The 21,475-nt window shown below is 43.1% G+C and carries 13 protein-coding genes and 1 pseudogene; 5 read left to right on the top strand and 9 right to left on the bottom strand.

All coding sequences use genetic code 11. The features are described 5' to 3' along the window. Window positions 1–832: 832 nt before the first annotated feature. The 3 genes and pseudogenes from HMPREF9010_RS13690 to HMPREF9010_RS13700 all read right to left on the bottom strand — a co-directional run bounded on the left by HMPREF9010_RS13690 (window position 833) and on the right by HMPREF9010_RS13700 (window position 4,487). Window positions 833–2,332: an L-lactate permease gene (locus HMPREF9010_RS13690; RefSeq protein WP_008648676.1), complete on the bottom strand. Its 1,500-nt coding sequence runs from the start codon at window positions 2,330–2,332 to the stop codon at window positions 833–835. Between the two features lie 92 nt (window positions 2,333–2,424). Beyond that, window positions 2,425–3,875 (bottom strand): annotated as a pseudogene (locus HMPREF9010_RS13695) (DUF3868 domain-containing protein). A gap of 24 nt (window positions 3,876–3,899) precedes the next feature. After that, window positions 3,900–4,487, bottom strand: a complete 588-nt coding sequence (locus HMPREF9010_RS13700; protein WP_004300526.1) for a DUF3575 domain-containing protein — start codon at window positions 4,485–4,487, stop codon at window positions 3,900–3,902. 249 nt (window positions 4,488–4,736) lie between these two features. On the opposite strand from HMPREF9010_RS13700, the gene HMPREF9010_RS13705 reads away from it, so the two are divergent. The 4 genes from HMPREF9010_RS13705 to HMPREF9010_RS13720 all read left to right on the top strand — a co-directional run bounded on the left by HMPREF9010_RS13705 (window position 4,737) and on the right by HMPREF9010_RS13720 (window position 10,871). Continuing rightward, window positions 4,737–6,281, top strand: coding sequence for an acyl-CoA carboxylase subunit beta (locus HMPREF9010_RS13705; protein WP_004304130.1), 1,545 nt, complete (start codon window positions 4,737–4,739; stop codon window positions 6,279–6,281). Between the two features lie 78 nt (window positions 6,282–6,359). After that, window positions 6,360–7,871, top strand: coding sequence for an acetyl-CoA carboxylase biotin carboxylase subunit (gene accC / locus HMPREF9010_RS13710; protein ID WP_004304129.1), 1,512 nt, complete (start codon window positions 6,360–6,362; stop codon window positions 7,869–7,871). A gap of 29 nt (window positions 7,872–7,900) precedes the next feature. Further along, the gene (locus tag HMPREF9010_RS13715) at window positions 7,901–8,425 is read left to right on the top strand and encodes a biotin/lipoyl-containing protein (protein ID WP_004297139.1); all 525 of its coding nucleotides are present in this window, start codon (window positions 7,901–7,903) and stop codon (window positions 8,423–8,425) included. An 88-nt stretch (window positions 8,426–8,513) separates the two neighbouring features. Continuing rightward, window positions 8,514–10,871, top strand: a complete 2,358-nt coding sequence (locus HMPREF9010_RS13720) for a PAS domain-containing protein (protein WP_008648669.1) — start codon at window positions 8,514–8,516, stop codon at window positions 10,869–10,871. Window positions 10,872–10,976: 105 nt separating this feature from the next. Here the strand turns inward: HMPREF9010_RS13720 and bioD are convergent, their stop codons facing one another. The 6 genes from bioD to HMPREF9010_RS13750 all read right to left on the bottom strand — a co-directional run bounded on the left by bioD (window position 10,977) and on the right by HMPREF9010_RS13750 (window position 18,185). Then, on the bottom strand, window positions 10,977–11,630 hold the full coding sequence (gene bioD, locus HMPREF9010_RS13725) for a dethiobiotin synthase (protein WP_008648667.1): 654 nt from the start codon (window positions 11,628–11,630) through the stop codon (window positions 10,977–10,979). Then, window positions 11,627–12,469: a malonyl-ACP O-methyltransferase BioC gene (gene bioC, locus HMPREF9010_RS13730; protein ID WP_008648664.1), complete on the bottom strand. Its 843-nt coding sequence runs from the start codon at window positions 12,467–12,469 to the stop codon at window positions 11,627–11,629. The genes bioD and bioC overlap by 4 nt, the downstream gene beginning before the upstream one ends. A 64-nt stretch (window positions 12,470–12,533) precedes the next feature. After that, complete coding sequence (locus HMPREF9010_RS13735) at window positions 12,534–13,196, bottom strand: DUF452 family protein (RefSeq protein WP_004297134.1); 663 nt, start codon at window positions 13,194–13,196, stop codon at window positions 12,534–12,536. Continuing rightward, window positions 13,193–14,347 carry an 8-amino-7-oxononanoate synthase gene (locus HMPREF9010_RS13740; RefSeq protein WP_008648663.1) on the bottom strand — a complete coding sequence of 385 codons (1,155 nt, stop codon included), beginning with the start codon at window positions 14,345–14,347 and terminating at the stop codon, window positions 13,193–13,195. Before HMPREF9010_RS13740 ends, HMPREF9010_RS13735 begins: the two co-directional genes overlap by 4 nt. A gap of 221 nt (window positions 14,348–14,568) precedes the next feature. Next, window positions 14,569–16,983: an adenosylmethionine--8-amino-7-oxononanoate transaminase gene (gene bioA, locus HMPREF9010_RS13745; protein ID WP_008648662.1), complete on the bottom strand. Its 2,415-nt coding sequence runs from the start codon at window positions 16,981–16,983 to the stop codon at window positions 14,569–14,571. 92 nt (window positions 16,984–17,075) lie between these two features. Continuing rightward, the gene (locus HMPREF9010_RS13750) at window positions 17,076–18,185 is read right to left on the bottom strand and encodes a DUF4421 domain-containing protein (RefSeq protein WP_004326647.1); all 1,110 of its coding nucleotides are present in this window, start codon (window positions 18,183–18,185) and stop codon (window positions 17,076–17,078) included. A gap of 157 nt (window positions 18,186–18,342) precedes the next feature. Between HMPREF9010_RS13750 and HMPREF9010_RS13755 the strand changes: the two genes are divergently transcribed. After that, window positions 18,343–21,471, top strand: coding sequence for a SusC/RagA family TonB-linked outer membrane protein (locus HMPREF9010_RS13755; protein ID WP_008648658.1), 3,129 nt, complete (start codon window positions 18,343–18,345; stop codon window positions 21,469–21,471). The last annotated feature ends 4 nt before the right edge of the window (window positions 21,472–21,475 follow it).

The raw sequence follows: 21,475 nt of genomic DNA, 5'->3' as shown, positions 1-21,475 counted from the left end.
GTTAGACCGCATCAAGGCATACAAATGAGAACTCCGATGGAATATATTCGTAAATGCAGTGGAAAGGTAGCTGAAGTCCCGCTCGTCGGGACGGGTGCTCCCGCCCCTTGCCGCTAGGGCGATCCCCGAGCGAAGAGTTTTTGTTATTTAATGAAAGTTTACAGCCCGAAGTCTTGCACTTATAAGAGAAGATACATAATTTTGCAAAATATCTAAAATGACAACTTATACAGGAATTACAAAGGGACAAGTAAACTTATTTAGGTTTTAAAAAATATTGAGTAAACGAACTTAGGTATAACAAGCGAAGTTGTCAACTAAATCCAGTACAGTACAATCCTTACGTAGAAACTGTAGTGTCCCGCCTTAGAAACTCTCGTTTCCTGCCGTGGAAACTGTAATTTCTAATGCCGGAAACGACAGTTCCCCGCCTGGAAACGGGAAGTTAATGTATACAATAAACTTCTGCACTCATGGAGAATTTGCTTATGTAAGGTTTATACTGTGTTGCAGATACTTTATCTGCAACCTATCTGCCGCAGGTATCTGCAACGCTCCAACTATTTATCAACTAGTGCATTACGCGCTTTTCGTTGCAGGTGGCAGATGTTTTCATATTTTTTCAACTTTATAGTAGGAGGATTACGCATCAAAATTAGGGTCACAACCGTAAGTCATAAACCAAATTCACCTCTGTGTCCTCCGTGTCCTCTGTGGTGAAAAGAATCAAAACCGTGCAAAAACGAGCTAAATGTTTTAATATCTAATGGTTAAGCGGAAGTATTATCACGCTTTGTTAACAGTATTATTATCTTCTTCAATTTTAGGGTAATTAACTGAAAATATAAACAATAATTCCTGTAATCGCCACATATATTAAAGCATAAGGAATAGCTGCTTTCAGTATTTCACCTTCTTTTCCCTGTTGGTTTCCGGCAGAAGTAGCAATGGCAATACTTTGTGGAGAGATAATCTTACCCCCTGTAGCACCTACTGTATTTGCAGCAGACAGCCAATCCGGACTGACATGAATTTGCCCAGCCACACTTGCTTGCAACTTTCCGAAAAGGATGTTGGAAGATGTATCGCTTCCGGTGATAAACGTTCCCAAACAACCGATAACCGGAGCAAATAACGGGTATAAACTTCCGGTAGCCGTAGCCAGTGCTGTGGCAATCACGGTGATCATTCCGGAACTATCCATAATAGTAGATAACCCCACGAGGCAGATAACCGTAATGAATGTTTTCTTCAACTGCTTCACGGTATTCCAAAGAACGATGAACAGATCTTTTACTTTAGCCCCCTGAATCAATCCACCGATAAAAGTACCGATGAAAAGCAATACTCCGGCATGAGTCAGCCAGGAAATAGTATAATTGACGGTGGACGCATTGATAGGCAGACTGATTCTCGTAATCCAATTGTTCTCTAAAGTATGACGCAATCCCGGAAAGAGCGGACTGGTCAGAATAATCAGAAACAGAATCAGTAAATAAATGCTCCATGCATTTAATATATCTTTCGTTTTCAGATGACTTTTTCGTGTTTTCTCTTCTTTGGATGCAGTAAGTTTTCCATAAATAACGATTACGATAATAGAAAGAATACTGCCGATTATGGCCGGAGATTCAGCACCCATATATTTTGCTGCCACATATTGGCTGGCTAAAGAGACTCCGCCTACCAATAAAGCCAGGAATATATTTTTCGGGAGCGATTTAAGTTTGGAGTCAGTAAGGAAAAGTAGAACCAGCGGAATCAGGAACATTAAAACGGATAATTGCAATACGACATTCGTACTAAGATGCAATACGTCCAAATTCGTTTCTTTGGCCAATACTAATACCGGAGTTCCGATTGCTCCGAAAGCAGTGGCTACACTATTGGCAATCAGACTCACCGTTGCCGAAAAGATAGGCTTGAATCCCAGACTGATAAGAATTGCCGCTGGAATAGCTACTGCTGTTCCGAAGCCGGCCATAGCTTCCAATAGACCTCCGAATCCCCAAGTCAGTAATAACACCTGAATACTTTTGTCGGTAGAAATAGAAGCGAATTGCTGTTTAATAATCTCCATCTTTTCAGTTTTCAGCAATACATTATAACTGAAAATAGCCATCAAAATAATGATTAAGATAGGAGAGACAGCTTTTAATGCTCCATATAAAAAGGAGTAAAACAGATTGTCTACCGAGAAAGCGAAGCCGAAAAGAGCAATCAGCATCGTCACAATCAGAGAAATGATACTACTTTTATCACCTGACATTTTAAAAAATGCCATCAGTATAATCAACAGTAACACTGGAATAACAGCAAGGATCAAGGTCATAATTATCAGATTTAAAAAGTGGAACGTCGTTTATTATTGATATAACAAACGAACGCCCCACTTTGGTCGGTTGAATAAATAGATTTTTCTGTTTATTTCATCTTCACACTTAAAATTTGTTGTAATTGTTTTAAGTTGGCAAGGGCAGCTTCGTTACCTAGCTTTGCTGCCTGCTCGAATGCGGCCATGGCACGGTTAATGTCTCCGTTAAGGAAATTGTAGACTCCGGTATTGTTGATGAACTCGGCAGTATTGTGATCGGCTTTCTCCATAAACTTCACTGCTGCATCCAAATCCTTTTGTGATAATGCGACGGCTCCTGCGTTCAGGTTAGCTACGGCGTCAGTAGGATACATGCGTACAGCAATATCGAATACATTAACAAAATCCTTGCTGCCTTTCGGATAACTGTTGGCCACCTGATACATTTCGTTCAGACTAAGATATTTCGGATTTTCCCGGATAATGATACGGCCTTGTTCAACATCGAAATTGACAACGGTATAGTCAATCTTGCAGTTCACTTTACGCAATCCCGGATAAATCTCTTTCAGCATACTACGGTAAGGAGCTCCGCCGCCTACACGCATGATTTCCTGTTTACGTTTGGCATCGTCAGTTGTATTTTTGATGATGTTCAGGAATGTTTCCTTCTCCTTCATCGAAGAAGATTGGAGTGCTTTTACCAATCCATCCCAGTTTTCTCCACCGAAAGTCACTTTATATAGTTTGGAAGACACTTTTTCGTTCTTAACCAGATAATCCTTCAAAGCTTCCGCACGTTTTTTGGAAAGCTGTTCATTGAAGGTAAGAGGTCCTTCCGGCGAGGCGAAACCTTTGATACTGATACCTTTCACAGTCAGGTTCCGGTCATTCTGTATTTTGTCAAACATGGCATGGATATTCACCAATTCAGCATGATTGTTCATGAAGTCGGTAAGGATCACCGATTTGTTGACCGGAAAATCCAGATGAGCTTCATATTGTTCGCTACGGTTTTTGACCACTTCTACGGTTGGCTGAATATAGGCAATGATAGGAGACATGGCACTTAAACGTTTGGCTTCGGTAGATACATCATTGGTAATCAGTTCCTGTGCATTCATTTCCTGATAATTGCCGCATCCGCATAGATTCTCTACAAGTTGCAAACTGGCATTAGCCATCCAGGGTTTGTAAGGAATCACCTGCGTATAATTAAAAGTTTCCCTTTTATTATAAGGAACGATAATGGCGGTAGGTTCTTGCTTAGTGATTGCCAGACTGCGGATATATGCTTTTTCGCGTCTTTTACCATTGACGATGATTTCTTGCAAGGGTACATTATGCTGCCCGTCCGTCAGCAGGGGAATAAGGCTTAAACTTCGGGCGGAACCTATTGTCAGATTCTTCATGTCGAAGGTCATGCTGACATAGAGAGAGTTACCTTGTTGCCATAAAGATACGTTCGAGAGAGTGAGCGCATCGTTCAGGAATTTTTGTGCATGAGCCGGTAGGATGGCGGCTGAAAAGCTATAAATAGATAAATAAGTTTTCTTTTCATCATTGTAAGTTTTAGAGAGTTCGATTATTTGATGACATAAATGAAACTAAGACCGATTTTGGTCGGACCGAAATAATTGCGGGTGTTATGTCCCAACTTTTCACCTCCGTCACCACGAGCATACTTATCATATTCCAGACGGGCGTATCCCACTCCGATGGTAGCTTCCATACTCCATCGTTTGCTTATGATCCATTGATATCCGTAGGAAATACCGGCTCCGTACAGATTGCCGTCGTAACGGTCATGTCCCATTCCGAATATATTCAGATTGCTGACATTCATTTCTCCGTAATGTCCGTGTAAACCGAAGAAACTTCCGTTGAAACGTTCGCAGAGCCAATAGCGTAATTCCGGCTGAACGAGCCAATGTTTGATTTGACGGTCGTCACCAAACTTCCACGGATTGTAGTTACCGGATATGTCGAGAGTCAGTTTCTTTGCCAATCCCACTTCGATTCCTAAATTGGGCGTAGAAGTGGCCCAATAGAGAGCATTGGTCTTGATGGCAAATTTGGGTAGATAGGTTTCATTCCGTTGTACCTGTGCATGAATACTTGTACCGAACACGAGCAGGAAACCGGCTGCTAATAAGATTTTAATTGTTCTCATTTTGTTAGGGTATAGGTTTTATTAAAAATGATAAGCGATAAACAGAAAAGCGGAGAAGTTTGTTGTCGCAACCTGCAAAAAAAAGCTCCCTAAATAAATGGATAAAGATGTTTTAAGGCATAAATGCTAACAATTTCCACGCATGATGCGTTCATTATATAAAAGTACCTTTGTGTAATCAATATGACAATGATTTCATTTATTACTGTTTATTTTTACACACACATACAACTTTAATAATTACAGCCTATGAAAGAGCTTATTAGCAACCTGGAAGAACTGAACAGGAAAGCAGAAAAAGGCGGCGGAGACGCTCGCATTGAAAAACAACATTCTGTGGGCAAACTGACCGCCCGTGAACGCATCGATTTATTATTGGAGAAAGGTTCGTTTATCGAACTGGATAAGTTGGTAACCCATCGGTGTACCGATTTCGGTATGGAAAAGCAGAAATTTGCCGGAGACGGGGTGGTGACGGGATATGGTATGATTGGCAAGCGCCTGGTTTATGTATTCGCACAGGATTTCACCGTATTTGGAGGAGCTCTTTCGGAAACGCACGCTAAGAAAATTTGTAAAGTGATGGACATGGCCATGCAGATGGGAGCACCCATCATCGGATTGAATGACTCGGGAGGCGCACGAATTCAGGAAGGAGTACGTTCTTTGGCCGGATATGCCGAGATATTCCTGCGCAATTCTATGGCATCCGGAGTGATTCCACAGATTAGCGCAATCATGGGACCTTGTGCCGGTGGTGCTGTTTATTCTCCTGCATTGACCGATTTTATTTTGATGGTGAAAAACTCCGGTTATATGTTTATTACAGGACCGGATGTGGTGAGAAGCGTGACACAGGAAGAAGTGACAAAAGAAGAACTCGGTGGAGTAGGTGTGCACATGACAAAGTCCGGTGTAGCCCATCTTTCTGCGGAAAACGATATTGAGTGCATCAATTATATTCGTGAATTGATCTCCTATCTGCCGGGGAATAATATGGAAGAGCCTCCGTTTGTAGCGACCAGCGATTCGCCGACTCGCCTGACTCCGGAACTGGCAGATTTGATTCCGTCCAATCCGAATCAGCCGTATAATATAAAAGAGATGATAGAAGCGGTGGCTGATGATAATAGTTTCTTCGAGCTTCAGGCAGAATATGCTGCGAATATTGTGACGGGATATATCCGCCTGAATGGAAAAACGGTGGGAGTGGTGGCTAATCAGCCATTGGTGCTTGCTGGTACACTGGATATCAATGCGTCTATCAAAGCCGCCCGTTTTGTCCGCTTCTGTGATGCTTTCAATATCCCTTTACTGACACTGGTAGATGTTCCGGGATTCCTTCCGGGAATCGATCAGGAATATGGCGGAATTATCCGTAACGGGGCAAAATTACTTTATGCTTATTGTGAGGCTACGGTGCCGAAAGTGACGGTTATTACCCGCAAAGCATACGGTGGTGCTTACGATGTGATGAGTTCCAAGCATATCCGTGGAGATGTAAATCTTGCTTTCCCTACCGCCGAAATCGCGGTGATGGGACCGGATGGAGCTGTGAATATCCTTTTCCGTAAGGAAATAGATAAAGCCGAGAAACCCGAAGAGAAACGGAAAGAACTTCAGGATGATTATCGCGGAAAGTTTGCCAATCCTTACCGGGCGGCGGAACTGGGATATGTGGATGAAGTAATCGATCCGGCAGTAACCCGTTTGCGGTTGATTCGAAGTTTCGAGATGCTTGCCAACAAACGGCAGTCGAATCCTCCTAAGAAACATTCTAATCTACCGCTGTAAGCCTGTTTATGGATTAAATCCGTGCCTAAAATTATTAAATTGCTCTTTTAAGTTTTGACTTCTAAAAAGAAAAAGATTATGATAAAAAAAATATTAGTAGCCAACCGGGGTGAGATAGCGATGCGCATCTTTCGGACTTGTCGGGTGATGAATATCTCGACAGTGGCTGTTTATACCCATGTAGACCGCGGAGCTTTGCACGTGCGTTATGCGGAAGAAGCCTATTGCATCTCCGAATCGCCCGAAGATACCTCCTACCTAAAGCCGGAATTGATATTGTCCATTGCCAAAAAGACCGGAGCCGCTATTCATCCGGGATATGGTTTCCTGTCGGAGAATGCGGATTTTGCCCGCCGTTGCGAAGAAGAGGGAGTGATTTTTATCGGACCGAGTGCGGATATTATTTCCAAAATGGGAATCAAGACGGAGGCCCGTAAGATTATGCGGGAAGCAGGATTGCCTATTGTGCCCGGAACCGAAACACCGGTACAGGGCATTGATGAAGTGAAGAAGGTAGCTAATGAAGTTGGCTATCCCATTATGCTGAAAGCACTTGCGGGAGGTGGAGGAAAAGGTATGCGTCTGGTACGTACGGAAGAAGAGGTGGAAACTGCTCTCCGTTTGTCGCAATCCGAAGCAGGGACATCCTTTGGCAATGATGCGGTTTATATTGAAAAATATATTGAGAATCCGCATCATATCGAAGTTCAGATCATGGGAGATAAGTATGGAAATGTCGTTCATCTGTATGAACGTGAATGTTCCATTCAGCGTCGTAACCAAAAGGTGATAGAAGAAAGTCCTTCTCCTTTTGTGAAAGAGGAGACGAGAAAGAAGATGTTGAAGGTAGCCGTGGAAGCCTGTAAAAAAATAGGTTATTACAGTGCCGGGACATTGGAGTTTATGATGGATAAGGACCAGAACTTCTATTTTCTCGAGATGAATACCCGTTTGCAGGTAGAGCATCCTGTGACGGAGGAGTGCACAGGCGTTGACTTGGTACGGGATATGATAACTGTTGCTGCCGGAAATCCATTACCTTACAAACAGGATGATATTGAGTTTAGCGGAGCAGCGATCGAATGTCGTATTTACGCCGAAGATCCGGAGAATAACTTCATGCCCTCTCCCGGTGTGATTACTGTCCGTGAAGCTCCCGAGGGACGTAACCTGCGTCTTGACAGTGCCGCTTATGCCGGATTTGAAGTCTCTCTGCATTATGACCCGATGATTGCCAAGCTATGTTGTTGGGGGCGTACCCGTGCTTCTGCCATTTCCAATATGGCACGTGCTTTGCGCGAGTATAAGATTCTGGGAATTAAAACAACGATTCCTTTCCATCAACGTGTATTGAAGAACGCAGCTTTCCTGAAAGGTGAATATGACACGACGTTTATTGATACACGCTTCGATAAGGAAGACCTGAAACGTCGTCAGAATACAGATCCGACAGTGGCTGTCATTGCTGCCGCAGTGCGACATTACGAGCGCGAGAAAGAAGCGGCTTCCCGTGCAACAACACTCCCGGTAGTAGGAGAATCACTCTGGAAGTATTATGGTAAATTGCAGATGACTGCTAATAATTATTGATTTGAGACTAATAAATAACGGAACAGATTATGGGTACAACATTAGCTACATATTACGCCAAGCTCCAGGATATGCCGGACAGTGAATATAAGGTGGAGATTCTGGAGGACGGACCAATTAAGAAGATTGCAGTCAATGGTAAGATATATGAGGTCGATTATAACATGGGTGGCGACTCTATCCATTCGATCATCATCGATCACCACTCGCATGGAGTGCAGATTTCTCCTTCTTCCAATAATTCATATACGATTATGAATAAAGGGGAGCTTTATCAGATTGAATTGCAGGGAGAAATGGAGAAGATACATAATGCCCGTACTGCTGCTGAATCCGTAGGGCGTCAGGTGGTACAGGCACCGATGCCGGGAGTTATCCTGAAGACGTATGTAAAGAAAGGAGATCTCGTGAAGCGGGGTGATCCGCTTTGTGTATTGGTGGCGATGAAAATGGAGAATGAGATACGTTCGGTGACGGATGGAGTTGTGAAAGAAGTATTCGTGGAAGATGGCATGAAGGTGGGATTGAACGACCGGATTATGGTAATTGAGTAATTCTTTGAAAAAAACGGGGTAAATACGTGCTTTTATTCAAAAAAATATTTACTTTTGGCAGATAAGTACGTATTTACACCGTTACATTATGAGCATCGAACAAAGCAAAGAAGCATTATTAGAACAGTTAGAAGCACTTAAAAAAGAAAACGAGCAGCTTAGAAAAGAACTTTCTACCCTTAGGGATGAGAAATATAACGATCGTCCTGTTAGTTTTAAAGAAAAATATGCTGTTAGAATACTAGACTCTCTTCCCGATATGCTGACTGTCTTCAATCAGAGTGAGGTAGGTATTGAAGTTGTTTCCAATGAGGAAACCAACCATGTAGGAATATCAAACAAGGATTTTAGAGGGATGCGTATGCAGGATATGGTTCCGCCGGAAGCATATCAGAATATTCACTCCAATATGCGTCATGCTATCACCACCGGAACTGTTTCAACTGCACACCATGAACTGGATTTTAATGGTGAACGCCATTATTACGAGAACCGTATCTTTCCGTTGGATGAGGAATATGTGCTGATCATGTGTCGTGATATAACGGAACGAGTGGCTACCCAAAGACAATTGGAAGTTTTTAAAAGTGTGCTTGATAAGGTGAGTGACAGTATTCTTGCTGTGGCGGAAGATGGAACGCTGGTTTATGCAAATAAGCAATTTATAGAAGAATACGGTGTAACGCAGGAGTTGGGTACACAAAAAATATATGATTTGCGTGTCTCTATGACCAACAAGGAGGCATGGGAACAAAAGCTCCAGGTGATACGCGATCATGAAGGAAGTCTGGCTTATCGGGCGGCTTATATACCTTACGGGCATACGAAGGAGAGAGTACATCAGGTATCTACTTTCCTGATTCGTGAAAATAATCAGGAACTCACCTGGTTCTTTACGCAGGACATTACCGATGTTATCAAGAAACGGGATGAACTCCGTGAACTGAATCTGTTATTAGATGGCATTTTAAATAATATTCCGGTCTATTTGTTTGTGAAAGATCCGGAAGATGATCTTAGATATTTATATTGGAATAAGGCATTTGCCGATCATTCGGGTATTCCGGCATCTAAAGCTATCGGGCATACGGATTATGAGATATTTCCGGTGCACGGAGACGCGGAGAAATTCCGTAAGGATGATTTGGAATTACTCCAGACTCATAAGCGTATTGATATGCAGGAAACTTATCTGTCCGCTAATGGAGAAGCACGTATCGTGCAAACTTTGAAAGCACTCGTACCGATGGAGGGACGTAAACCTTTGCTGATTGGCATTTCGTGGGATATTACTAATCTTCAGAATATTGAGCAGGAACTAATCAAGGCAAGGATTAAAGCGGAGCAATCCGACAGATTGAAAAGTGCTTTCCTTGCTAACATGAGTCATGAGATCCGGACCCCGCTGAATGCCATTGTAGGATTCTCCCAATTATTGCCTTCTGCCGAAACTGCTGAAGAGAAAAAGCTCTATTCGGGTATTATCAATCAGAATTCGGATATCTTGTTGCAATTGATTAATGATATTCTGGATTTATCGAAGATAGAAGCCGGAACACTGGAATATATCAAACGTCCAATGAATCTGGGAGAGGTCTGCCGAACAATTTATACTGTTCATAAAGAACGTGTGAAAGAAGGGGTAACTCTTGTCTTTGATAATGAGGAGGAGGATTTACTCATGGAGGGAGATCAGAACCGTATCATGCAGGTGATAACGAATTTCCTGACTAATGCAAGTAAGTTTACCTATGAAGGAGAGATCCGTTTTGGTTTTGGACGAATGGATAAGGATATTCGTGTGTATGTAAAGGATACAGGAATAGGGATAGAATCGGAAAAGGTAGATCATATCTTCGAGCGTTTTGTCAAACTGAACTCTTTTGCCCAAGGGACAGGATTAGGTCTGTCTATCTGTCGGATGATTATCGAAAAAATCGGTGGAGAAATAGGGGTGACTTCCGAACTGGGTAAAGGCTCCACATTCTATTTCACGATCCCTTATGAAGAAACCGGAGAGCATGGTAAATTCTTTAAAGAGTCGAAAGTGGTATCTAAAGGAAATACAGTCAATCGTGTACAACAGATTAAGAAGATTCTGGTAGCAGAAGATGTGGAGAGCAATTTTATCTTGCTGAAGAATCTGATTGGCAGGGAATATACATTGCTTTGGGCTAAAGACGGAGTGGAAGCTATCGAAATGTATAAGCAGTACCAACCGGACTTAATCCTGATGGATGTAAAAATGCCGCGTATGGATGGACTGGAAGCAACCCATATTATCCGCTCTTATTCTAAAGAAATTCCGATCATTGCTTTGACGGCTTATGCTTTTGAGGCGGATAAAGAATTGGCATTGGAGATGGGTTGTAATGACTTTGTGACCAAACCGATTTCGGAAAGAACATTGAGAAAGGCTTTAGATAAATATTCGACTACTGTTTAAAAAAAGGATTATGGCTATATGTATCCGGTGAAAGTTACTTATGATAGCCATAATCCACACAAGAGTACGATTGTTGTTGAGTGAAAGTAGTCGGTGATTACTTTTCTATAGATTCTTTTTTATTTCCGGAACCAGTATAAACTTCGTTTCCGGAAAATACTTTTTCAGCCAGGTCTGGATAAATTCCATTGTATCATTCTGAATCGTCTTGTCTTCTACGGTAGGATATAAATTATATAATACGGTATCTAGTACAATGCCGCGTTTTTGTATTGCTTCGAGACTAAGCAGGGTATGATTGATACTCCCCAGTTTGCCCGAAGTAACAAAGATAAGCGGATATTTTTCTTGGACGATGTAGTCAATGGTTAAAAGTTCAGTAGTGAGGGGAACCATAAGGCCGCCTGCTCCTTCGAGTAAAACAGAGTCATACCGTTCACTCAATTCTTCGGTCGCACGTTTTATTTTATCAAAGTCGATGGGACGGTTATCTAGCTGGGAAGCAAGATGCGGAGAGGCGGGATAAGAGAAAATCTCCGGCATGGTTAGTTCCTCTTGGTCTTCTTTGGTGAAAGGGATTCCCATGATTTGCCGATGTAGGTCAATATCTTCGGAATGACCTACATTTCCCGTTTGAATAAATTTCTGGGTGATGGTGCGATGGCCATTCTTGTTCCATTCACGAGCTAGAAAGCCGGTGGCATAGCTTTTTCCGGCATCAGTGTCGATACCGCTTACGAAATATACATTCTGTTTCATACTTTTTTCTTTTTTGCGATGATATAAATGGGATGATATGTTAAGGACACAGAAGCGCCCTGAGTAAATTCCTGCGTGTAACGTTCACAGAAGAGTTGCAAGTCATGACGAGTCCATTGTTGTTGGGGGAGATTGTTCTTAAAATTATTTTTTGAATTGTTGTCTGATGAACACAAATCGTTCTCTTGTTTTCCGGTAGGAGAGGATTGCGTTGATAAGCCATTGACTCCGGTTTGCTTCAAGTGATATAGTACTTTTATCGGGTCTTCGAACGAAAGCGGGATAAGCTCTTCTTCTGAATACAGTATGTCAAAATGGGGTGACAAAGCTACTTCGAGCTCTTCCCGTGAACGATAAGGAAGTCCGTTGCCGGTAAGTTCGCGTATTTCTTTCATGTTTTCTTTTCCAAAAGTGCTAAAAGCAAAATAACCCTGATTATTGAGTAGGGTATTACACCTTTCGAAAAAGTTTTCCGGTGATTCGAACCATTGCAAGGCGGAGCAGGAAGTTATCAATGTACTTTCGGTGGGGAAAGAGACAGTTTCGGCATCTCCCGGAAGAAAAGAAACCTGCTTCTTCATTAATAAGTCCTCACAGCAATATTTCATATCGGGGCAAAGGTCATTAAGTAATAACTCTTCCGGACGGAGGGCTTGGAGTAGCATACGGGAGTAAATACCGGTTCCGCAGCCAAATTCAATTACTTTCGAGCAGGGAGAAGGTATGTGTTCTGTAAGCAAACGAATCATTTTACCTGCTATTTGCCGTTGCACGTTTGCTTCCTTTGGATAGGTAGTGATAGCTTTTGAAAAACGTTCTGCGATTAGTCGTTTATTCATAATCAATATTTGTTTAATAGACTGATATACTTGATAATCACTTTATTTTAAAATGATGGATGCATCAGTTCTCCGGCTGCATGAGTATCGTGTTAAAAAGCTCTTGTTGGTAATGTGCCGCTTCCACTTGTTCAAGAGAGTCCACTTGGTTTTCCCATGCCAAATATTGGTTATCCGGGAGGAAAATGCGGTCGCCTTTTCCTATGATAGCTTTTTGCCATTTAAAATCAGAGGGCGGCAATGATAAATATTGTTGTTGTATAGCGGCAAGTTCTTCTTTGAGTTCTTCCATCGGACGCTGGGGGGATATGGTTTGAAAAGTTTTATAGTCAGCTATTGAACCACACATTCTTCTTTGAAATTTTTGCAAGGTTTGTTCATTCAGCCCTTGAAGTGTGCCATCGAAAATAGAGTGAGCGATGCCTTTGGTTTCGTGTATGGGGTAGAGGGTGCCGTTGATGGCGATACTTTGGGAGACAGGCAGATGTGGGTACTGCTTCATGATTTGCGAAGCTGCCCAGACTCCCATCGACCAGGCGATAAGTGTAATCTGGGAATAGGTTTCCAATAAGTCGGTATCAAATGCTAATGAACGGTAATCATAGCAAATCATCCAGTCCTTATCTGTAGGATGAATGGTCAGGAAAGGAGTTTCGTCCATCCCCCAACCGGCGAAGAAAAGCAATAGATGCTTCTGATTATTCTTTATGATAAAATGCTGCTTCATTCGTTTATCAGTTTGATGAGTTGGTCAATTTCATGTTCAGTGATGTCCGCTGTCAGTGAAAAACGGATACGTGAAGTTCCGTCGGGTACGGTAGGTGGACGGACGGGCAATGCATAGAATCCTTTGCGCTGGAGTTCTTCTGCTTTCAATATGGTATCTTCACTGGCTCCTATAATCATAGGTACAATATGGCTCACCGATGGGCAATTATATCCTTTGGCTGTAAGGGCTACCTTTAGCTTTTCACTGATTTGTAGCAGGTGAGCCCTCTTATGTTGTAAAGCTGAAAGGCGTTCTAACACCCACGAAGTCCACTGGATATTGATAGGAGGAAGTGCGGTGGTGAATATAAACGTGCGCATTTTATTAATAAGATATTCCCGAATGAGTTGCCGACAGACAATATAGGCACCTGCCGAAGCAATGGCTTTTCCGAATGTTCCTACTAAAAAGTCTATATCGTTGATACAGTCCTGTTCTTCGGCACATCCTAATCCTTTTTTTCCTCGTACACCAAAAGCATGAGCCTCATCTACATAAAGAAGAACATTGGAATAACTCTTTTTGAGTTGAATGAGAGTGGGAAGATCAGCTTCATCGCCATCCATGCTGAAGATACTTTCGGTAACAATAATAAGCTGCTCATAAGCGTTATGATTTTCAGCAATCAGTCGTTGTAACTGGGAAATATCATTGTGACGATACCGGATACATTTAGCTGATGATAATTTAATTCCGTCTATCAGGCTTGCATGCACTAGCTTGTCGGCAAGAATCAGTGTGTGAGTATTGCAAATGGCAGGAAGTATTCCTGTATTGGCATGATAACCACTATTGAATATAAGTGCACTTTCCGTTCCGAACATCGTGGCTAGCTGTTGCTCCAACTTCTGATAGTCACTAAAATTGCCGGTCAGTAACCGGGAAGAGGAGGAAGTAGGCAGGAATGTTTCAGGGGTGAGTGTTTTTAAGAATTCCTTCCTCAATGAAATGTCATTGGACAGCCCGAGATAATCATTAGAAGATAGGTTCAACATTCGTTGTCTGTTCAGCAGAACATCTCGTCCTTCGTGAATTAGCGGTGGGAGAGAACGGTAGTTCTTTTTCTCTTTCAAGGTCTGGAGTTCCTGGTTTATATGTTCTAATGTCATGAATTATTGTTTTAAGTAATAAGTATTCGATATATGGATGGTTGAAAGCGTAATCGGTTGTCTATAAGATGTTTATTGTCTAAAGAAGTATCCCGAAAGTTTCTCACCGACCAAGGCATCCTTCCTCGGTGAGGAAAGGCCCGTTCCTCACCGAGGAACACCCTTTTGCTCACCGAGGAACAGATTCTTGGGTGAAAATCTGGTAATATTCTTCTTATCTGTCATCTTTTTTGAATAACTTTAAGTAAGCCGGAAGTCAGTTTGCTTAATTGTTCCGAAGTGATGATGAAAGGCGGCATCAGATATACCAGCTTGCCAAAGGGACGTACCCAGATTCTTTCTTCCACAAATCTTCGTTGCATATAGGCCATATTTACCGGACGTTTCATCTCAATGACTCCGATGGCTCCGAGTATTCGTACATCAGCCACTTCCGGAAATTCCCGTGCAGGAGCCAGTTCTTCTTTCAGTTGAGTTTCGATTCGCTTCACATTCTCTTGCCAACCGGATTCGAGCAGCAGGCGAACGGAAGCGCAAGCCACTGCACACGCAAGTGGATTCCCCATAAATGTAGGTCCGTGCATAAAAGCTCCCGGTGCGTGGTTAGAGATTGTATCTGCTATCCGGTTGCTGGTCAATACAGCAGAAAGTGTCATATATCCTCCAGTCAGTGCTTTACCGATACACATTATATCCGGTTCTACTCCGGCATGTTCCCAAGCAAAAAGTTTACCGGTTCGTCCGAATCCCGTTGCTATCTCATCGAAAATAAGAAGAATATCGTGCTTCCGGCAAAGCTTTTCTGCTTCGCGCAGGTACTGCGGATGATAAAACCACATCCCGCCTGCTCCCTGTACCACCGGTTCCAGAATAAGCGCCGCCAACTCTTTTGAATGTTTTTCAATCATCTCTTGTAGAGGTAGTATATCTTTCGGATTCCATTCTCCGTCGAACCGGGAAGTGGGGGACGGGACAAAATAACGTACAGGCAATGCCGAACCGAAAAGACTGTGCATACCCGTCACCGGATCACATACAGACATGGCATTCCACGTATCACCGTGATAGCCGGAACGGATAGTCACGAAATTGTTCTTTTCCGGTTTTCCTGCTGCATACCAATATTGTACAGCCATTTTCAGTGCCACTTCTACGGCTACCGAACCGGAGTCTGCATAGAATATTTTCTGCATGGAGGAAGGAACCAAAGGCAATAACAGTTTCCCCAGTTCAATGGCCGGATCATGCGTCAGTCCTCCGAACATGACATGAGACATTTTATCTAATTGTTCTTTTGCCGCCTGATTTAATACCGGATGATTATATCCATGCACTGCACACCACCAGGAAGACATTCCGTCAATGAGCGTTCGTCCGTCTTCGAGGGTAATGGTAGCGCCGTCTGCCCGTTTTACTTTGTAGACAGGAAGCGGATCGGTAGTCGAAGTGTACGGATGCCAGATGTGCTCGCGATCAAATTGGGAATCGGCGAAATGATAGCCTTCTTCCTGAATCATCTTTTTGTCTTCCGATACTTTGGAGCCGAGTGTTGTCAATAGGTCGCCTACGATAGCCGAGTTAATTCCGATATATAATGCCTTGTGCATCGCTTCGGAAGAAAGTTGTGAACGTCCTCCGGCAAAACGCAGAAAAGCGGTCGGATTGATAAAACGAAAGAGTGCGATGGTTTTAAGTATTTCTTCTTCGCTTAGAGGCTGCTCGTTTTCCAGTGGAGTTCCCGGAATCGGACTAAGCAGGTTGATAGGTATGGATTGAACATTCAGTTCTGCCAATGTGAAAGCAAATTCAATCCGTTGTTCCATCGTTTCTCCCATGCCGATGATACCTCCGCAACAGATATCCATGCCCACACGACGGGCTGCATCGAGAGTAGCCAGTTTCTGTTCTTGCGTATGCGTAGAGCAGAGTTTGGAAAAATAAGACGGGGCAGTTTCCAGATTACAGTGATAACGGGTGATTCCTGCTTCATGCAGGGAACGCAACTCCTCTTCATTGAGCAGTCCCAGAGAAGCACAAAGTTGAATCGACGAATGTCGACGCATATAGTGGACTGTATCGCAAAGTTGGGTAATCTGTTTGGGAGATGGTTTTCGTCCGCTGGTAACGAGGGAGAATCGGTTGACGTCCTGGGCTTCGTTGTATTGGGCCTGTCGAAGACATTCTTCAGCGGGAAGGAGATCGTAAATCTCGGCTTTAGTCTGGTAGTGGGAGGATTGTGCACACCATTTGCAGTTTTCCGGACATCGGCCGGACTTGGCGTTGATGATGGAACACATGTCGAACTCGTGCGAAGCACGCGCGACGGTAATCTCATGTGCGGCGGCATAAAGCGCCTCGCTGTCAGCCATGTTGGCTAGCCAAGCAGCTTGGTCGGGTGATATGTCGATACCCGCCAACACTTGGTCTTTGATTTCCTGAAGTGTCATAAATGTATGATAAGGGATAGTTTGTGCAGCATTCTGCTTACGAAGAGCAACGTCTACTACATTGGTATGCAGATGACCGATTTGGAATTCGCGTCCCATACTTGCAAAGGCAGCATAGTTCTTTCTTCCCCAGTAGCGAAAGCGGGAAAGAAGAGTGCGTGTGGTCTGTATGTGGCGTTGTTGCTTCATTGATTTTTTTACTTTTGTTCGTTAGAACGTGGCAAATGTACAAAGATTCTTTGGATAAGCAAGCAAGTTGATGATTTCTAGTTTCTGTGGAATTATTTCTTTTTCCTGTATTCTTTGCGGGTGTTGAAGTTGAATCCGGCATATATTTGGAGAGTACCGAATCCATTGTCGACAGAGAAATTGTTGCGATGATAATTGTAGTTTTTTCCAACAAAAGAAGTACCTACGTAATACTTGCCTGTGTTGTAGACAATCCCTGCCCGAACCAGAAAATCCAGATTGAATTTACCGTACCATGCTTTTGCTTCATTTGTTTCTGCGTCCACATCGGAAGCTTTGTAGGCAATGGCAGGGGTGAGAGACAGGCATGCCAGACAGTTGCGGGCAAAGACCCAGTTGTAGGCGTAGCCGAAACTGATATTGGCATTGGTGTATTTAATATTCTTGACTTTCATGGCAGGATTCATCGCCTCCTGGATAAATCCCGGAAGTGCTGTATAGTCGAAGTCGAGATGATGCTTTGAAATGGAAAAACCTGCAATAAATGTACCTGCATTGCGTCGTTGATTGGTGGACTGACTGAATGCGGCAGGATAGGAGAATTTACGGTTATTGAAGATATAATATAGATTCAGTCCTTTGATATCTACCTTTATTCCGCTGAAATCTTCGGAATAGTTGGAGGGGATATCGTCTGAAAATCCTCTGATTTTATGTATTTTGTAATCATTACCAGTGCGGCGATAGAAGATATCCACACCCAGTTTGGAACTGTATAGGCTAAGATCGAATTCTGTTCCTCTGTTCTTTCGGGTACCTTTTTTGAAAATATCGTTCACATCTACAGACCATCCCAGGAAAATCCATCGCCAGCCGAAATACAATCCTATCTTGTTGTGTGGGTTGGGAGAAAAACTAAGTTTCTGTGGCTGCGGCAATTCACTGGTGATAGAATAATACTCAAAGTTGCTGAAATGAGTAACCATCAGCGCATAGTTATAACGGTTGGGACTGATATAGAGCGTATCGAAATCACTGAAGTTCATAAACTTCTTGATCGCTCTTTTAAAAGCACTTGGCTTGGCGGTTGTTGTGGAATCTACTTCTGTACTATCGTTGCCTAAAGAGACTTTCTCTTCAGTCTGCGCCTGTAAGGACAGTGAAAATAACAGAAAAAGATATAGAATAACCCGTTTCCCCATGTGGTTCTTTGTTGGTATAGATATTTTTAGTTTCACGAATGTACTATCTTTCGTTGATTTATACTAGCAATCTTCTAAAAAATGTTTCGTTTCCTAAACAAAAAAGTTCAATGTACTGTTAGTTACAACAAGCAAATAAATCTTAAGCCACAAAATTATGAGAATCTATTTACGTTTATTAGTCGTGTCTCTTCTGCTTTTTGTAGGAAATATAGTATATGCGGAAGCACAGCAGGAGAAACGCGTGACAGGCACGGTGACTTCTGAAGGAGAACCTTTGCCTGGTGTCTCCGTACAATTGAAAGGAGCATCTTCCGGCACCATTACCGATATTGATGGAAAGTATTCGATTGAGGTTCCTGCTACCGGTACTTTAGTGTTCCGTTTTGTAGGAATGAGAACAGTAGAACAACCGGTGAATAACCGGAGTGTGATTAATGTCACGTTGGAATCGGAAAGTAAGGAACTGGAAGAAGTAATGGTAGTAGCTTATGCTACCGCTAAAAAGTATAGTTTTACCGGAGCAGCTTCGACGATGAAGGCAGGTGAGATTGAAAAGTTACAGACTTCCAGCATATCACGTGTATTAGAGGGTACGGTATCCGGAGTACAGGCAAGTGCGGCAAGTGGGCAGCCGGGTACGGATGCGGAAATCCGTATTCGTGGTATCGGGTCTATCAACGCTTCCAGCGCTCCGCTTTATGTAGTGGACGGTGTACCGTTTGATGGTAGTGTGAACTCTATCAATCCGGATGACATATCTTCGATGACAGTATTGAAAGATGCGGCCTCTGCTGCTTTGTACGGTTCCCGTGGTGCGAATGGAGTGATTATTATCACCACCAAGCAGGGAGATCAAAATACCAAAGCAACGGTAAAGGTGAAAGCTTCCTTAGGAGGTTCCAACCGTGCCGTGCGTGATTATGATCGTGTCAGTACCGACCAATATTTTGAATTATATTGGGAAGCACTTCGCAATCAGTATGCCAAGAGTGCGGATTATACTCCGGCAACTGCCGCCACGCAAGCATCCAAAGACTTGGTAACGAAATTAATGGGAGGTGGCCCGAACCCCTATGGCCCTCAATATGCGCAACCGGTCGGTACAGATGGAAAGCTGGTGGCAGGTGCCTGTCCGTTATGGAATTCAGACTGGAGTGACGCCATGGAACAACAGGCGCTTCGCACAGAGTTGAATCTAAGTGTTTCCGGAGGTGGAAAAGCGAATCAGTATTTCTTTTCTGCCGGATACCTGAATGATAAAGGTATTGCACTCGAATCCGGTTACCAGCGTTTCAATCTTCGTTCCAATATCACCAGCGAGATGACTTCCTGGTTGAAGGGAGGCGTCAACTTGAGTTTCGCACATTCCATGCAGAATTATCCGGTTTCTTCTGACTCCAAAACCAGTAACGTGATTACCGCAGGGCGTACCATGCCGGGATTTTATCCGATTTATGAAATGAATACCGATGGTAGCTACAAATTGGATGAGAGTGGAGACCGTATTTATGACTTCGGTTCCTATCGTCCTTCCGGTTCGATGGCAAACTGGAACCTTCCGGCTACTTTGCCTTTGGATAAATCGGAACGAATGAAAGATGAAGTCTCCGGTCGTACTTTTCTAGAAGCTACGATTATTGAAGGACTGAAATTCAAGACAAGTTTCAACTTTGACTTGATTAATTATAATACATTGGATTATACGAATCCGAAGTTAGGTCCGGCTAAAGAAAACGGAGGCGGCGTCAGCCGGATGAATACCCGCACTTTCTCCTGGACGTGGAACAATATCGCTACGTATGACAAGACAATCGGTGAACATCATTTTAATGTTCTTGCCGGTGTGGAGGCTTATTCTTACCGCTACGATGAACTGACGGCATCACGTTCCAAAATGGCGCAGCCTGATATGCCGGAATTGGTAGTTGGTTCACAACTGACCGGAGGTTCGGGATATCGCATCGACTATGCATTGGTGGGTTATCTGACGCAAGCGTTATATGATTATCAGAATAAATATTTCTTCTCGGCATCTTATCGTCGCGACGGTTCTTCACGTTTTGCACCCGAAACCCGCTGGGGAAATTTCTGGTCGCTGGGTACTTCCTGGCGTATCGACCGGGAAGAGTTTATGGCAAGCACTTCCGACTGGTTATCTGCCTTAACCCTGAAAATGAGCTATGGTGCACAGGGAAACGATAATTTGGGTACGTATTATGCGAGTAAAGGACTTTATACCATTGTCTCCAATCTGGGAGAAAATGCGTTAGTGTCCGATCGTATGGCGACCCCGAACCTGAAATGGGAAACGAACCTCAACTTTAACGTGGGTATCGACTTCTCCCTGTTCAACAACCGTTTTTCCGGTTCGTTTGACTTCTTTACACGTCGTTCGAAAGATTTGCTTTACTCACGTCCGATAGCTCCTTCCCTGGGATATGGCTCTATTGACGAGAATGTAGGAGCCTTGAAGAATACAGGTATAGAAATGGTGTTGAACGGAACGATTATTAATCAGAATGGTTGGGTATGGAAACTGGGTATGAATTTGACACATTATAAAAATAAGGTGACGGATCTTCCTTTGAAAGATATGCCGCAAAGTGGAGTGAACAAATTGCAGGTAGGCCGTTCTGTTTATGATTTCTATATGATAGAGTGGGCGGGAGTAGATCCGGAGAACGGAGATCCGTTGTGGTATATGGATGAAGAAGATGAAAATCACAATCCGACCGGAAAACGTGTCACAACAAACGATTACGGTTCGGCTGACTATTATTACGTCAATAAATCATCTCTCCCGAAGGTATACGGTGGATTCAATACCTCTCTTTCCTGGAAAGGATTTGATCTTTCTGCCATCTTTGCTTATAGTATCGGTGGATATATCTATAATCGTGATATAACAATGATCCTGCACAACGGAAGTCTGGAAGGACGTGACTGGTCGACGGAGATTCTAAAAAGATGGACTCCCGACAATCGTAATACAGATGTTCCCGCTTTGAGTACTACCACTAATAACTGGAACTCGGCTTCTACCCGTTTTTTGCAGAATAATTCGTATATGCGATTGAAAAACCTGACTCTTTCCTATAACTTACCCAAACAGTGGATTAGTAAGTTATCATTGAGCAGTGTACAGGTATATGTACAAGGAGATAATCTGTTTACCATTCACCGGAATCAGGGACTAGACCCTGAACAGGGAATTACCGGTATCACTTATTATCGTTATCCGGCTATGCGAACGATCTCCGGAGGTATCAACGTTTCTTTCTAAATTC

The organism is Bacteroides sp. 3_1_23, from assembly GCF_000162555.1.
Classification (GTDB): domain Bacteria; phylum Bacteroidota; class Bacteroidia; order Bacteroidales; family Bacteroidaceae; genus Bacteroides; species Bacteroides ovatus.
Note: the sequence above shows the minus strand (reverse complement) of the source record. Positions and strands in the feature narration are given on the sequence as shown.